Source organism: Candidatus Tisiphia endosymbiont of Oplodontha viridula (assembly GCF_964264865.1).
Lineage (GTDB): Bacteria > Pseudomonadota > Alphaproteobacteria > Rickettsiales > Rickettsiaceae > Tisiphia.
This window is the reverse complement of record NZ_OZ183486.1, coordinates 147,318-160,935: the sequence shown is the minus strand read 5'-3', so window position 1 is coordinate 160,935 and position 13,618 is coordinate 147,318. Positions and strand designations below refer to the sequence as shown.

Annotated in this window: 16 protein-coding genes; 5 read left to right on the top strand and 11 right to left on the bottom strand. The window is 32.2% G+C overall.

Annotated features, from left to right (window positions below):
• Window positions 1-30 precede the first annotated feature (30 nt).
• Window positions 31-816, top strand: coding sequence for a metal ABC transporter permease (locus ACFEL1_RS00810; RefSeq protein ID WP_341763320.1), 786 nt, complete (start codon window positions 31-33; stop codon window positions 814-816).
• Window positions 817-1,154: 338 nt separating this feature from the next.
• Here ACFEL1_RS00810 and ACFEL1_RS00805 read toward each other — a convergent pair whose 3' ends face one another.
• From ACFEL1_RS00805 to mutM, 5 genes are all read right to left on the bottom strand, one after another.
• Window positions 1,155-1,838: an SGNH/GDSL hydrolase family protein gene (locus ACFEL1_RS00805; protein ID WP_375331146.1), complete on the bottom strand. Its 684-nt coding sequence runs from the start codon at window positions 1,836-1,838 to the stop codon at window positions 1,155-1,157.
• Window positions 1,807-2,226 carry a hypothetical protein gene (locus ACFEL1_RS00800; RefSeq protein WP_375331145.1) on the bottom strand — a complete coding sequence of 140 codons (420 nt, stop codon included), beginning with the start codon at window positions 2,224-2,226 and terminating at the stop codon, window positions 1,807-1,809. Before ACFEL1_RS00800 ends, ACFEL1_RS00805 begins: the two co-directional genes overlap by 32 nt.
• Before the next feature lie 272 nt (window positions 2,227-2,498).
• Window positions 2,499-2,669, bottom strand: a complete 171-nt coding sequence (locus ACFEL1_RS00795; RefSeq protein WP_341762807.1) for a hypothetical protein — start codon at window positions 2,667-2,669, stop codon at window positions 2,499-2,501.
• 160 nt (window positions 2,670-2,829) lie between these two features.
• Window positions 2,830-3,438: an IS110 family transposase gene (locus ACFEL1_RS00790; RefSeq protein WP_375331144.1), complete on the bottom strand. Its 609-nt coding sequence runs from the start codon at window positions 3,436-3,438 to the stop codon at window positions 2,830-2,832.
• A gap of 339 nt (window positions 3,439-3,777) precedes the next feature.
• On the bottom strand, window positions 3,778-4,596 hold the full coding sequence (gene mutM, locus ACFEL1_RS00785) for a bifunctional DNA-formamidopyrimidine glycosylase/DNA-(apurinic or apyrimidinic site) lyase (protein ID WP_341763322.1): 819 nt from the start codon (window positions 4,594-4,596) through the stop codon (window positions 3,778-3,780).
• Window positions 4,597-4,673: 77 nt separating this feature from the next.
• On the opposite strand from mutM, the gene ubiE reads away from it, so the two are divergent.
• The 4 genes from ubiE to ACFEL1_RS00765 all read left to right on the top strand — a co-directional run bounded on the left by ubiE (window position 4,674) and on the right by ACFEL1_RS00765 (window position 8,227).
• A complete protein-coding gene (gene ubiE, locus ACFEL1_RS00780) occupies window positions 4,674-5,438 on the top strand; it encodes a bifunctional demethylmenaquinone methyltransferase/2-methoxy-6-polyprenyl-1,4-benzoquinol methylase UbiE (RefSeq protein WP_375331143.1) in 765 nt (254 codons plus the stop codon).
• A 114-nt stretch (window positions 5,439-5,552) separates the two neighbouring features.
• Window positions 5,553-6,662 (top strand): hypothetical protein, encoded by a 1,110-nt coding sequence (locus tag ACFEL1_RS00775; RefSeq protein ID WP_375331142.1) that lies wholly within the window; start codon window positions 5,553-5,555, stop codon window positions 6,660-6,662.
• A gap of 47 nt (window positions 6,663-6,709) precedes the next feature.
• Window positions 6,710-7,369 (top strand): hypothetical protein, encoded by a 660-nt coding sequence (locus ACFEL1_RS00770; RefSeq protein ID WP_342278522.1) that lies wholly within the window; start codon window positions 6,710-6,712, stop codon window positions 7,367-7,369.
• A gap of 123 nt (window positions 7,370-7,492) precedes the next feature.
• A complete protein-coding gene (locus tag ACFEL1_RS00765; RefSeq protein WP_341763326.1) occupies window positions 7,493-8,227 on the top strand; it encodes an HD domain-containing protein in 735 nt (244 codons plus the stop codon).
• On the opposite strand, the gene ACFEL1_RS00760 is transcribed toward ACFEL1_RS00765, so the two are convergent.
• The 6 genes from ACFEL1_RS00760 to lspA form a co-directional block, all read right to left on the bottom strand.
• Complete coding sequence (locus ACFEL1_RS00760) at window positions 8,139-9,404, bottom strand: MFS transporter (protein ID WP_375331141.1); 1,266 nt, start codon at window positions 9,402-9,404, stop codon at window positions 8,139-8,141. The genes ACFEL1_RS00765 and ACFEL1_RS00760 overlap by 89 nt on opposite strands.
• A 494-nt stretch (window positions 9,405-9,898) precedes the next feature.
• A complete protein-coding gene (locus tag ACFEL1_RS00755) occupies window positions 9,899-10,159 on the bottom strand; it encodes a hypothetical protein (RefSeq protein ID WP_375331140.1) in 261 nt (86 codons plus the stop codon).
• 426 nt (window positions 10,160-10,585) lie between these two features.
• Window positions 10,586-11,083 carry an NADH-quinone oxidoreductase subunit NuoE gene (gene nuoE, locus ACFEL1_RS00750; RefSeq protein ID WP_342278518.1) on the bottom strand — a complete coding sequence of 166 codons (498 nt, stop codon included), beginning with the start codon at window positions 11,081-11,083 and terminating at the stop codon, window positions 10,586-10,588.
• Entirely contained in the window at window positions 11,080-12,255 is a 1,176-nt protein-coding gene (gene nuoD, locus ACFEL1_RS00745) for an NADH dehydrogenase (quinone) subunit D (RefSeq protein WP_375331139.1), read from the bottom strand. Before nuoD ends, nuoE begins: the two co-directional genes overlap by 4 nt.
• A gap of 97 nt (window positions 12,256-12,352) precedes the next feature.
• Complete coding sequence (locus ACFEL1_RS00740) at window positions 12,353-12,835, bottom strand: hypothetical protein (protein WP_375331138.1); 483 nt, start codon at window positions 12,833-12,835, stop codon at window positions 12,353-12,355.
• Window positions 12,836-12,846: 11 nt separating this feature from the next.
• Window positions 12,847-13,437 carry a signal peptidase II gene (gene lspA / locus ACFEL1_RS00735; protein ID WP_342279207.1) on the bottom strand — a complete coding sequence of 197 codons (591 nt, stop codon included), beginning with the start codon at window positions 13,435-13,437 and terminating at the stop codon, window positions 12,847-12,849.
• Between the last annotated feature and the right edge of the window lie 181 nt (window positions 13,438-13,618).

The window sequence follows — 13,618 nt, the reverse complement described above, 5'->3', positions numbered from 1 at the left end:
TCTCAAATTATCTACCAAAAATCGTATAAAATGACTATAATAATATTAACTATAATTCTAATCAGTCTAATTTTTGCTCCTCTTGGTTGTATAAGCTTATGGAAAAAATATATTTATTTTGGTGATGGTCTTTCGCACGCAAGTTTACTTGCTGGAAGTATTAGTATCCTTGTCCATTTGCCTGTTGTTTATTCAGGACTAGTTGTTGCCATTATATTTGCTATCTTGGTGTTTACGTTAAAACATAGGTCAGGTGGTAGTAGCGTGGTAATGTTAATATCAAGTTTTATGTTATCTTTAGCCTTAGTAGTAGGTTATATGTACCCACTACAGATTAAGATCACTAACCTATTATTTGGCGATATTTTATCTGCCTCTTTAAATGATATATTAACCTTATCAATTATACTTATATTCGTTATTTCTTTCGTTTGGTATTTCTATAACCAGATTATTCTAATTGTCATTAATAGAGATATTGCACAAATTAAGGGGGTGAAAGTAAGAACGATTGAATTGGCATTTTTGTTACTGTTATCTTTATCAGTATTCTCGACTATTAAGATTGTTGGGGCATTACTCGTTACTAGTATTTTGCTGATTCCAGCTATGACCGCTAGGATGATTTCTAGTAATCCAGCACAAATGATTATCAATTCAGTTATCGTAGCTTTAATTGTAGACTTCCTTGGCTTAGTAGTGTCATTATATCTTGACATACCAATTACCCCAATAATTACGGTAATAAACACCATAGTTTATTGTGTATTCTATATAATTTCACGGGCAAATAAAACAGGATTTTTTAGATTATAGTCCAGGGTAATTTATAAAGTCCCAACTAATGATAGAAAGGTTTGTTTTTTAAAATGCATAAATGTCTATTAGCGAGGAGCCGCAAAGCGGCGACGTGGCAATCCAAAAGTTGCAGTGGCAAAAAATAAAACAGTAAGCTGTTTATTTGGATCGCCACGCCACTTTGTGGCTCGCGATGACAATTAGGTAGAACTTCAAGAATTAAGATTCCCGTGACCAAAGATCGAATCTGCTCTGCTACTCATGTACGCTACGCCGTGCGACTTTGCTACTGCCTAGCTCTTCTTGAAGTTATACTATCGTCTATCAACCCTTCATTTACGAGCAGTATAACAAAATCATCTTGAGACAATAAAATTATATAACCTATCTCCTACAGTTTGATGTGGAAGCTTAGTTGGATGAAAAAAATCAAAAAATAAATATTGTAGAATTTTTTCTTCATTACAGCCACAGTTATATGCAGCATCTAATCGACCTTTCAATAATAATTCTAGCAAATCTATAAAATTTTGATGATCAGCAATATCTGTAACACAAGTCTGCTCAGTATTGTATCCTTTCTTTACATAATCACTAATTAAGCTCTTAAATATACTTTCAATATCAAATAATTTTATTTTAATCTTAGGAAATTTCCTATTGAAGTCTTTAATTGCCTCTACTAACTTTTGATTAAAATCTTGTGATAAATTAGTAGCTAGCTTTTGTAAATCTGTGTTAACAAACCTTGGGATTAAGCCAATATCTAGAACGTTAGCTATTACTATGTATTGTAGACTACTGTTTGTAGCTAAAAATTCAATAGCATTGCATATTTCTGTTATACTTTCATCAACTAATGCAGTCGGATTCTTATTAAAAAGAGCAGCCATAATATCATTGCCACCAATCATAACAAATAGTAAATCTTCTGTGCTAATATCGGGATGGTGTCTAACTAAAGTACGGACTTGGTTTTTTAACTGAAAGTAATTAAATAATAAAAAATCAGGCACAGCATCTAGCATTGGAAACAGCATAATTAGTACCAATTTGTTCACTAAAATCATAATTTGTAGCTTTTATTCCCCCTTGCTTTATTAAATCGTCAAATGGTCTACCCAATTCTATAGATTTTTTCTCTAAGATCCAATGTTTTAATGCTGGAGTAATATTAAAACTCCACCCTGGTTTCATTGTTGTTCCTAACTTATCAGCTACATATTCTACTGCCATTGGACCATTGCTAAAAGATCGGGATTGATAAAATGGAGGGGCAAAATAAATCTTGTCAACCCACTTGAGAAAATGAAATTCTTCCTTTATTACATTTAATATACTATTCAAAGATCCAACAAATGCTCCATTATCAGATAAACTATCTCCTACAACATAAAAATTTTTATACATAAATGCCTCTTTATTCATGTTAATATTACATTATAACCACTTATAAATTGATTCACTGGTTAACTAATTTATTAGTCTAACATATTTTCCGACCATGCACAAAAAAAATTATTGTTCTATGATTTTCAGGGCAGTTTAAAAGTCCCAACTAATGATATAAAATACTAAATTATAGAAATAAATAGTTGTCATCACGAGCCACAAAGTGGCGTGGCGATCCAAATAAACAGCAATTATCTTTTTAAAAAAATTAAATATTTTTTATCTGTATTTTATATAAATAAAAAATATTATTGATTAACAACAAATACACGTTTTTGTTGAATAAGCTTATGGCAAACTTCCAGTAATTTACGCATACAAGCTACTGTCGCAACTTTTTTAGGTTTAAAATTATTAATAAGTCTGTCATATAAAGCTTTTAAATATTGAAAGCCATTTTTACCTGTTAGTACTGCCATATATAGTGCATCTCGTGGTATCTTTCTGCCTTCTCTAATGAATCTTCGTGTTTATTACCACTATCTCGAGCATATGGCGCTATTCCAACCATAGCTGATAATTCGTTGCCGCTATAATTTTTATTTCCCAACTCAGGTAAAAAACTAATTAATTTACTAGCTAGACATTTCCAATGCCAGGTACAGTTTCTAATATTTTTGTTTTTTCTTGTAGATCTTCTGATCCATCTATTATCTCATTTAATTTATCATCAATTTTAGATATTTCCTTTTGTAAGCATCCCATCAATGTTTCTATGCTTTCTTTGTCAATACCATCGACACTATTATGCAACCTCTTTTTTTCATTACTAAGCATCAATACTAAATCTTCCCGTCTTTGCTGATATCTCTTCAAATTTTCTGATTCAATTTGATGTATATAATTTGCTGTAAGTTGCATCTTATCACCGTAATACGCTAATTTAAAAGCATCTTGCTTGTCCGTTTTACAAAAATTTACTGACTTACTAAATGAATTAAAACTATAGGTATTTACCTTATGAATCCGTTGCTCATTACTATATAATTTTTGGCAAATTTCATCCTCGTAGCCTCCTGTGGGTTCGCAAACTATTAGCTCAATTTTTTGCTCTTTTGTTAATTTTATAAGCTCTTCATGACCTAAATTATCATTTGCAAAACGATGATATTTCGGTTTACTGTTTGAAATATATATACATACATCAAGCCATTTTTTACTTACATCTAGACCTATTATTTTTTTCATAGTATAATCTCCTTCATCTTATTGTGCAAGGCTACTGTACTGCAGTACCTTCTGCAATTTGTTCAAAGCAAACTTAACGATAGAGGGTACTTATTCTGTTCACGACTATTTCAGTCTAGATTGCTTCAAGTCACCCTCTTACAACTACTTATAACATGTTTTTAAGATATAAGCTTGCTGTTTTATTTTTTGCCACTGCAACTTTTGGATTGCCACGTCGCCGCTTTACGGCTCCTCGCTAATAGACATTTATGCATTTTAAAAAACAAACTTTTCTATCATTAGTTGGAACTTCTAAACTGCCCTGTATCAACTCTTCATTTACGAGTGGTATAGCTCTCATTCTTGGCAAATAGAACAATAGAAACTAGTTCTGCCGGATTGTTTTATTTTTCTTATTATTCCCTCGCAGTTTAGGCATTTTTGATTTTCTCGTGCATAGACCTGTAATTCTTGTTGAAAGTAACCAGGTTTACTATCACCGCTAACAAAATCTTTGAGAGTAGTACCTCCTGCTGATATTGCCTTTGTTAAAACATTTTTAATGGCTAATACCAAATTAGTTATTTCCTTGTTTGACAAACTACTACCCAGTCTGCTTGGGTGTATTTTAGCAATAAAAAGGCTTTCAGAAGCATATATATTACCAACACCGACAATAATCCGATTATCCATTAATAAATTTTTTATCGGAACAGAGCGATTCAATAATTTTGTTTTTAGATACTCATCAGACATATCATTTGACAAAGGTTCTACACCTAAATTTAGTAAAAATTTTTCTTGGGCGAGGTTTGTTGGCGTACTATAAATCATCCCGAAACGTCGTGGATCATTAAAAACTAATTTCTCGCAACTTGTCAAAGATATAACCACGTGATCATGCGTTTGTAGCCTATAATCACTAGGTTGTAAGGTCAGCCTACCAGTCATGCCAAGATGTACAATAATGGAATAATAATTATCCAAATCTATTAGCAAATATTTTGCCCTACGCCTTAAAGCTACAATTCTTGCTGACTCTACATTTGACTCTAACTGATCGCTTAATTTATAGCGTATATCATCTCGTCTCTTATCGAGTTTATTGATGGTAGCCCCTACTATTCGCTGTTCTAGGCAACGTTTTAATGTTTCAACCTCAGGAAGTTCTGGCATTTTTACATTTTAATACTATTAATAATTCATAATATAACATAATATAACACATAAGCAACTTAGCACTAAGTAATAATATGCAAAATAATGATAACCAATCTGATCAAGTAAATTTTGGCTTCTCAAAAGTGAGCTTTGATCAAAAAAGAGATTTAGTTAAAGGTATCTTTTCTAGTGTTGCTAATAAATATGATGTAATGAATGACTTAATGAGTTTGGGAGTACATCGTTTGTGGAAAGATGAATTTGTTAGGCAAATCCCCAATTTAAAATCAAATATATTGGATGTGGCAAGTGGTACAGGTGACATAGCTTTTAAAATAATAAAGCGAGCATCGGTAAAAAATGTATTAGTGCAGCTGACGATGTGTGATATAAATCATGATATGCTGGAGGTAGCACGTCACAAAGCTATTGATAGTAATATATTACAGGGATTAGAGTATGTCGTTGCTGGTGCAGAAAGCTTACCTTTTCCTGATAATAGTTTTGATTATTATACTATAGCATTTGGTATTAGGAATGTGGCAAAAATTGACAATGCCCTAAAAGAAGCATATCGAGTACTAAAGCCTGGGGGTAAATTTTTATGTTTAGAATTTTCTAAAATGGAATACGATTGTCTGAAGCAATTATACCAATTTTATTCGTTTAATATTATTCCTAAGATTGGTAAAATTATAGCAAACAATGAATCAGCTTATCAATATTTGGTGGAAAGTATTAATGTATTCCCAGATCAGGAGAGCTTTGCAATTATGCTAAAGGATGTCGGCTTTACTGATGTTAGTTATAAGAATCTTACTTTAGGTGTTGCTGCTATTCATAGTGCTTATAAATAAAAACAATAGTAGAAAATTAATAATAGTTACAATTTAAGAATGCTTGACTAATAATTTAGTATTAGTTTTAATAATATAAGTAGTTAACCAAACCATAACATGGTGAAATATAAAATGACCAATGATTTAGATAATGATGCTTCTAAGAGGGATTTCATTAAAAAAGAGTATGAAAAACTTGAGGGGAGGGTACGTAATGCCACTTCAAGGACGCAGTTAGCTTTGATTATAGCTGACTCTGGTAGTTTAGCTTTAATGGCTAGTCAGTTAGGGATAGATATTGGAATACTGGAATTAATAGCAACTGCAGTAAGTAAAACTCTTTATTATGAAACAACTGAGCAAATCCAAGTTGTGGATTTCAATGAAGGCATAAGATTAGCAAAAGAACAAGAAAGAATTGATAGAGAGTATAAAGTTCAAGGCATTTATAAAGCTTTTGATTCTTTTTATGAGGATTCTCTTAATAGGCAAAGGAAAGATAATGAAAGTTTACACGAAATCTTTGAAGCTATAAAAGCAGGTCGAGAACTTACTGAGGAAGAAAAGCAGAAATTTAGTAAAACACCTGAACAAATAAAAGAAGAAAACGCTCGTAGTAAACACATGCGGCTAACTAAAAAGCTAGCTAAAATAGAACGAGAACATCATTCTAATGAAATAAAGAAAATTGAGGAATGTGAGGAACAAGTTAAGCATTTATCAGAGGATCACCCGGAAAGAGTCTTGTTGGCTAATCAGAAAAAACATCATGAAGGTTACCGTAATTTAGTTAATAAGAAAATAGATCAGTACAAAGCATACAAGCAAGGAATAAAACAACATGCTTACAATATTTGTCTTAATAAAGAGTTAGCTGAGAACAATAGATGTAACGAAAATACAGCACAATTTTGGGAAGAAGTATTTCATAAGATATACGATGTTACTCCAGAGGAAATGGCTAAAAAGTTAACTCCAACGGAAAAACAGCCCCAAACTTTTATTACTTTGCTACCTTCGAAAGCTAGAAGTGCATTATCGTCAGAAAACCTAGCCGTTCTAGCATCTCAACAAGAGTTAGATACAAAACAAATAATTTCTGATTATAAGTTAGAGAAACATATGGGAATATTAAGTGCTAAAGAAAATAAGGACACTCAATTACAAAGAATGAATTCTATAAATCTTAATACCCCAAAGACTAAAGATCCTAGCAAAGGTATAGGTGGAAGAGATTGGTAATATTATAGCAGAATTAAAATATTTAAAGATAAATAATAGGTAGTATTATGGCAAAATCACCATCACAAAATAAACTCACGTCTGAACATCATCACCGTTGGGGAGAGTATTATTATGGATTAGCTGCTGACATGGAAGATCAGGATGCACCACAAAGCAAAATAGATGCAAGTTGGAAAATGGCTGCTATGGAATTTTGGTTTGCATTAACTTTAGGTAGTGAAAAAGCTCCTCTCTCCTTGTTTAAATGTTTTAGACAAGGTGTTGGTGTAGAGAAAGATCCTTATATGAGAGATCTCATGTATGGTGCAGCATTACAACTTACACCTCAGGACTGTGCTGATAAGGTCAAACCTGAAAATAAACCAATAATTGCTAAATCTATGCAACCTAAAATCGATGCACTAGTAAAATTAGTAAAACAAACTCGTGATCAGTTGCCAGTTGAGGGAGTGGATGTAAAAGTATTTAATGAGCAACTAACTAAGTTCAACCACGCCATCAAACTACCATCCGGCAAGTCACTACAGAGTTGTTTTATTGAGAAAAGTGCTAAAACTACTTCTAAAGAAAAAGATTTAAAGTCCAAAGCATTAGAATTAACAAAGAATCTGTCAAATCAGAATAAACCAATCACAACTACTATGAACCATGTACCTAGAAAGGCTACTAAATCTTCATCTAGAATTGGTTGCATTATATCATAAATATGTAATTTTACAACAGGATTAAAAAATACGCACCTTTTTAAAAATAAAAAATATTAAATGCTTTAAATAGTCAAAATTTTAGTTTAAAATAACTTTAGAACTAAAATATTATGGTTTATTATGGAATATGTTAATAATTATTGGTATAATTCAAGATACCAGTCTTGTGCATATGCTGAGAGGTTGCTTAATGAATTAATTTCGCTCAATGAAAAAGTAAAGCAACCAATAAACATGTATGAAGTCAAAAAAGGCATCTACTATGCTAAAAAATATCATGGCAGTCAAATGAGGCAGTCCGGTGAACCGTATTACTCGCATCCGATTGAAGTGGCTTATATGGTTGCCCAGTACACAGCCCTAGAGCTTCCACAATATTTCAGAACAGACATGATTGTTACTGCATTACTACACGACACCATTGAAGATACAACACTTACCGAAAAGATGATTGCCTATATTTTTGGTAGGCAAGTGGCTAGTCAAGTGCAAGACTTGACAAGAATTAAAATAGATAGAAAAATTAGTGCAGTAGAGACTGTAAACTTACTATTCTCTCAATATAAAAAGGATGTATTACATATCAAATTATTTGATAGATTACATAATTTGAGAACTATTAGTGCTAAGTCTCTCGAGAAAATTAAAAAGATAGTAGAAGAGACTTTGGCTCACTTCATACCTCTTTCTATATACCTTGGAGTCAATAAAATAACAGAGGAGTTAGAGAGATTATGTTTAACGGCTTTAATCAGTAATAACTTACTTAATTTAGATCTTTTTGAGGATAATTCCCTACTTCTTTCTCTAGGTTTCCAAAATGATTTAACCCAAATGCAAAACCTAAAATTGTAGGAACTATTACAATTAATATACCATAATTTCCAAAATAATTTGTTAAATAAACAAGTCCGAATGATGTTATCACATATATAAAAGCCCGAGACAAGGCATATAAGAAACTTGCATAAGTAAAACGCTTAAATACTGGGAAATGTTTATAGAAAATAGGCATAGCAGAAGAGTATGAAAGTGAAAACATAATAGTTACTAGTTGAAGTATAAGTAAATCAGATGGAGAATTTAAATTATTTAATAAATAAGGAAATATTAAGACGATAATAGAAAATATTATTAATTTAACTTTCAGAAGAATTAATGGATATATGTAACAACTTAAATAAGTCCATATTATAAAGCTCAAAACTTGTACTATAGAGATAATGAAATTATGATCTACTATTTGTTCACCACTATAACCAAAAGAACTTTTAAGAATATTGCTACAATGAAAGTAAATAAAATAAAAACATACTGGCCATGCACATTGAATTAAAAACAAAGAAATGGAAGATTTTATTTTAACCTTTTCTTGTACAATTGGATTGGACTCTATTGAGTCATGGTTAAACCCAGCTTTTTTAATAATATTTTTTACTCTACTTTTTGCATTTGCAAAATCAGGTGTTTCTCTAAGTTTAGTTCTAGCAATAGAACCTACTAATGCAATTCCTGCTCCAGCCCAAAAAGCATAACGCCAATTAAAATTTTGTTTAATAGCAAGAGATGCAACTCCTAAGGCAGCAAACCCTCCTAAACTAGAAAATATAGTGATCATAGATACAGCAGGATATTGTACTGGTGGTTTTGTTATTTCAGTAACGTATATTTCAGCTCCTATTACTTCACCCATTGAAGACATACCTTGAACCATACGGCATATAGTAACCAGTATAGAAGCGGTAATACCAATTTCTGCATACGTTGGAAGAGTAGCCATTACAACACAAGAAATAGACATCATAGTAGTTGTTACGACTACGGTAACCTTACGACCAATATTATCCCCTATCCAACCAAATATTAAAGCTCCTAATGGTCTTAAAACGTAAGTAGAACAAAAAGCTAAGGCAGTATTCAAAGAAGCTGTCAAGGAGTTAGAAGATTGAAAAAACAATTCATTCAACAATACCGCCATATGTACATAAAGCATCAGATCAAAATATTCTAGGAATGTCCCAATTGAAAGCAATCCTACCGCTTCTTTTTGTTCTTTCGTTAGGCTTCTTTATTCTTGCTGGTATCCTATCATTTATTCACTTTAAATATATTTATTAGTATTTATAAATACTGAAGATTTGGTTAATTAATAGCAAGAAAAAATAATGCAGAAAATTGAAATAATAAGTCTTGGTTGTAACAATATCACGGTTCTATAAACAAATTAGAAGGGAAAAAGAGATATTGCTAACCATCTGAGGTTAAAGAGATATTGGCTGTCAAAAGTGCATGACATGTTAGTAAATTATTAAAATAAAATACTAACATTGTTGTTATGTGGATCGAATGATTTAAAGAATTGGCTTCGCAAATACTTGCGAGGAATTTGCGTATTCACGTAAGTTGATCTACACTTGGTCGCTCACCCACTGTTTTTATTGTCCCTATTCTTCAAATCTTCGAGTATATTTGCCCTTGAATTCGATATAAGAATTGAGATTATACTTATTATAGATATATCTACCGCTATAAATCTCGTTTATGTTTATCAATCTCTAGGATATCATCATTTTCTAGCCCTTGTTCTATTGCATGTTTTTCAAACATTGATTGCATCATACTAATATCTTGAAAATTTTCTAGATACTCTTCTAGTTTATCAAGCTCAGTCATACAGCTATTCTTATCGCCCTGTTTAAGATGTAATTTGGCTGATTCTACTAGTTGCTGTAATGTACCTAAAACATCCAATTTCATTAGCTCCTTCAGAATCACATTGCGTAGCATAAATACACCTCTTTAATTATATATCATATTTCTTATGCTATGCTAAGTAGTTTAGATGTCAACAATTTAATTTCTATTGTAATAAATAATTATCTTTAAAGAGTGAAAGTTTAAACCAGTAGTGATATTGTTCAAGAATTCATTATTTCAATTTTCGATATTATTTTTTTTGATATACTCAAATGATTTGAAGAATTGGATTTGAAAATGAATGGTAAGCATGCTAGGTATACATATAGTATAATTACGCATGCGAATCCATGATATTTTCAAAAAACAATTCTTCAAATTAATATCTACAACACTAGATATCTTTGGCAAACTTGCTTATGCGCAAGGATTTAAAGAAGCCACGGAATCTTGACCCACAGCGTACTCAAATGTATGTGAGGAGCAGAGGTAGCACGAATAAATTACCAGCAGAAGTCAGGTGAGGCTATCAATTAAATCAGCCATTTTTTTTTCATCTAAGTCCTCAAAGAAATCATCATTAATTTGTACAACTGGTGCATTGACACAAGCTCCCAAACATTCAACTTCTGTAAGGCTAAATTTTTTATCACTTGTTAGTTCACCAAAGTTAATACCAAGTTTTTTTTTACAAATAGTTACAATTTTATCGCTACCCCTTAGCCAACAAGGAGTAGTCCCACAAATTTGTATATGATATCGTCCTACTGGCTTTAGATTAAACATGGTATAAAATGTTGCAACTTCATATGCTCGGATGAAAGGTAAATTTAGAAAATTTGCTACATACTCTATGCAGCCTCTTGGTAACCAACCATTCATTTGGCGTTGTGCAAGGTCAAGTAATGGCAGAATAGCACTCTTTTGTTTGTTTTCAGGATATTTCTTAATGATATTTTGGGCTTTTTTTAAGTTCTCATCATTAAAACTGAAATTTAGTGGTTCATCATTCATCGATCAATTTCTCCAAAAACAATATCAAGACTGGCAATAATAGTTACCACATCTGCCATCAAATGTCCTTTTGACATGAAATCTATACCTTGGAGATGGGCAAACCCAGGGGCTTTAATCCGACATCTATAAGGTCTGTTTGTTCCATCAGAGTATAAATACACACCAAACTCGCCTTTTGGTGCTTCAACAAATTTATATATTTCGCCTTTTGGCACATCATATCCTTCAGTGTAAAGTTTAAAATGATTAATCATGGCTTCCATTGATTCTTTCATTTTTTCTCTTGAGGGTGGTGCAATTCTAGGATCATCAGTTTTAATAGCACCCTTTGGCATTTTTTCAAGACATTGCTGTATAATTTTAAGTGATTGGTACATTTCTTCAATACGAACCAAATACCTATCATAACAATCACCAGATTTGCCAATTGGTATATCAAAATCTAGCTCATCATATACATCATACGGGGTAGCTTTTCTAAGATCCCATGCGATGCCTGAGCCTCTAAGCATTGGACCAGAAAACCCCCAATCCATAGCTTCTTTTTGACTTACTACTCCGATATCTACTAAGCGTTGTTTCCAAATTCTATTGTCATTTAACAGAGTCTCGACGTCTTCTAATTTTTTTGAGAATTGCTGAACAAAAATATTTATATCTTCTAGTATACCATTTGGTAAGTCTTGAGCAACACCACCAGGTCTAAAATAATTTGCATGCATTCTAGAGCCGGAGACACGCTCATAAAATTCCATAATTTTTTCGCGTTCCTCAAATAACCATAATAGAGGGGTAGTAGCACCAACATCTAGGGCTTGTGTTGTTATATTCAGTATGTGGTTAAGGATACGAGTAAGCTCAGAAAACATCACTCGAATAAACCCCGCTCGTCTTGGCACATTGCAGCCAAGCAATCCTTCAACTGCTAAAGCAAAAGCGTGTTCTTGGCACATTGGCGATACGTAATCTAACCTATCAAAATATGGTATAGCTTGTAGGTATGTTTTATGCTCAATTAATTTTTCAGTACCACGATGCAGCAATCCAATATGCGGGTCTGCTTTATTGATAACTTCACCATCCATTTCTAAAATTAATCTTAATACCCCATGGGTAGCTGGATGTTGTGGACCAAAATTTAATACAACACTTTTATTATTATCACCCACCTTGTTTTAGACCCCGGCAATTGTTAATTTTAATCGAGTATATACCAAAATTTTTGTCCACTAAGTAAAAAAATTATATAATATTAAAATAATAGTATTATTTTTCCATGTCCTCTATTAAAGCTTGCTCTCCATCATTGAGATTTTTTGGAGAATAAACTTTGTGGCTCTTTGTATCTTTTTTTTCGATAGAAGGCAATTCATAGTGAGGGGGAACTTCTAAGGTTTTATTGCGTTGTACCCTATACTCATCAGGACCAGGTGTCACTATACCTATTGTTTCTTTTACTTTTTTATTGCAGGCAGACAGTGTTACTAAGGTAGTAAATAACAAAAAAATTATACGCATATACCCTTCGCCTTTCAAGTGTTGGCGTTGTGGCACGATGGAATTTCGCGTAGGAACAATGGTTTGACTACGCCTAGCCAACTCTTGAAATTCATCTTGTATACTCTTTTGCTTTAAAGAATTGGTTTCTGTAAATATTATCGGGGAATTCGCGTGCTCACGTACTTCATGTATGCCTAGTTCGTTCACCCCTTGTTTATTATCCCCATGCTTCAAATCATTTGGGTACATATCAATCCTCTTTATAAATTTATATTTTTCTTAAAATCAAGTTCACGAATCCTATCCGCTTCAGCTTGCAATCGAGCGTGATTATATTCAACATCTTGTTGTTGTTCAACAATTTTCTTGGTCTTATAATAATCATGCAATAAGAATATTGCACCTAATGAAATGAAACTATCTGCTAGATTAAATACCGGAAAACTAAAATCTTTATAGTGAAAATAAATAAAATCAAATACCGCCCCATGAACAAAACGGTCGATCAAATTACCAATAGCACCACCAATGAAAAAACTACAACCAACAAAGCTTGGCATAGTCTTACATTTTAATAAGATATACCACAAATATGCTATAAGGGCAGAGTTAACAACTATAAAAAGCATATTACTATACTGATAATAATTTCGAAGTATCCCAAAACTAATTCCATAATTCCAAACATAAACCATATCTAAAAAGCTGGTTACTTCTAGTGTTAGACCAACTTTACCTCTTAGATAATTTATAAAATACCATTTTACTAGTTGATCTATAATTACTAATTTAACAATTATACGACTACTTTGGCGAATAATTAGTAATATTTTCTTAAATATTGATGGTATACGCATATTAGAATTTAATTTTTGATTATACTCTTCTTTGAAGAATTGTTTTTTGAAAATATCATGGATTCGCATGCGTAACTATACTACATGTACGCCTAGCATGCACAACTGTCGAAAGTTCAATAAACGTCATTGCGATGAGCGTTGTTAGCCCTAAACCGTCATTGCAAGCGAACGT

Excerpts from the sequence above, each read along its gene's own strand:
- ubiE (WP_375331143.1), top strand. The coding sequence starts at position 4,674 with ATGCAAAATAATGATAACCAATCTGATCAAGTAAATTTTGGCTTCTCA.
- ACFEL1_RS00775 (WP_375331142.1), top strand. The coding sequence starts at position 5,553 with ATGACCAATGATTTAGATAATGATGCTTCTAAGAGGGATTTCATTAAA.
- ACFEL1_RS00755 (WP_375331140.1), bottom strand. The coding sequence starts at position 10,159 with ATGCTACGCAATGTGATTCTGAAGGAGCTAATGAAATTGGATGTTTTA.
- ACFEL1_RS00765 (WP_341763326.1), top strand. The coding sequence starts at position 7,493 with ATGGAATATGTTAATAATTATTGGTATAATTCAAGATACCAGTCTTGT.
- ACFEL1_RS00800 (WP_375331145.1), bottom strand. The coding sequence starts at position 2,226 with ATGAATAAAGAGGCATTTATGTATAAAAATTTTTATGTTGTAGGAGAT.
- nuoE (WP_342278518.1), bottom strand. The coding sequence starts at position 11,083 with ATGAATGATGAACCACTAAATTTCAGTTTTAATGATGAGAACTTAAAA.
- ACFEL1_RS00805 (WP_375331146.1), bottom strand. The coding sequence starts at position 1,838 with ATGCTGTTTCCAATGCTAGATGCTGTGCCTGATTTTTTATTATTTAAT.
- ACFEL1_RS00810 (WP_341763320.1), top strand. The coding sequence starts at position 31 with ATGACTATAATAATATTAACTATAATTCTAATCAGTCTAATTTTTGCT.
- ACFEL1_RS00795 (WP_341762807.1), bottom strand. The coding sequence starts at position 2,669 with ATGGCAGTACTAACAGGTAAAAATGGCTTTCAATATTTAAAAGCTTTA.
- ACFEL1_RS00770 (WP_342278522.1), top strand. The coding sequence starts at position 6,710 with ATGGCAAAATCACCATCACAAAATAAACTCACGTCTGAACATCATCAC.
- ACFEL1_RS00740 (WP_375331138.1), bottom strand. The coding sequence starts at position 12,835 with ATGTACCCAAATGATTTGAAGCATGGGGATAATAAACAAGGGGTGAAC.
- ACFEL1_RS00790 (WP_375331144.1), bottom strand. The coding sequence starts at position 3,438 with ATGAAAAAAATAATAGGTCTAGATGTAAGTAAAAAATGGCTTGATGTA.
- mutM (WP_341763322.1), bottom strand. The coding sequence starts at position 4,596 with ATGCCAGAACTTCCTGAGGTTGAAACATTAAAACGTTGCCTAGAACAG.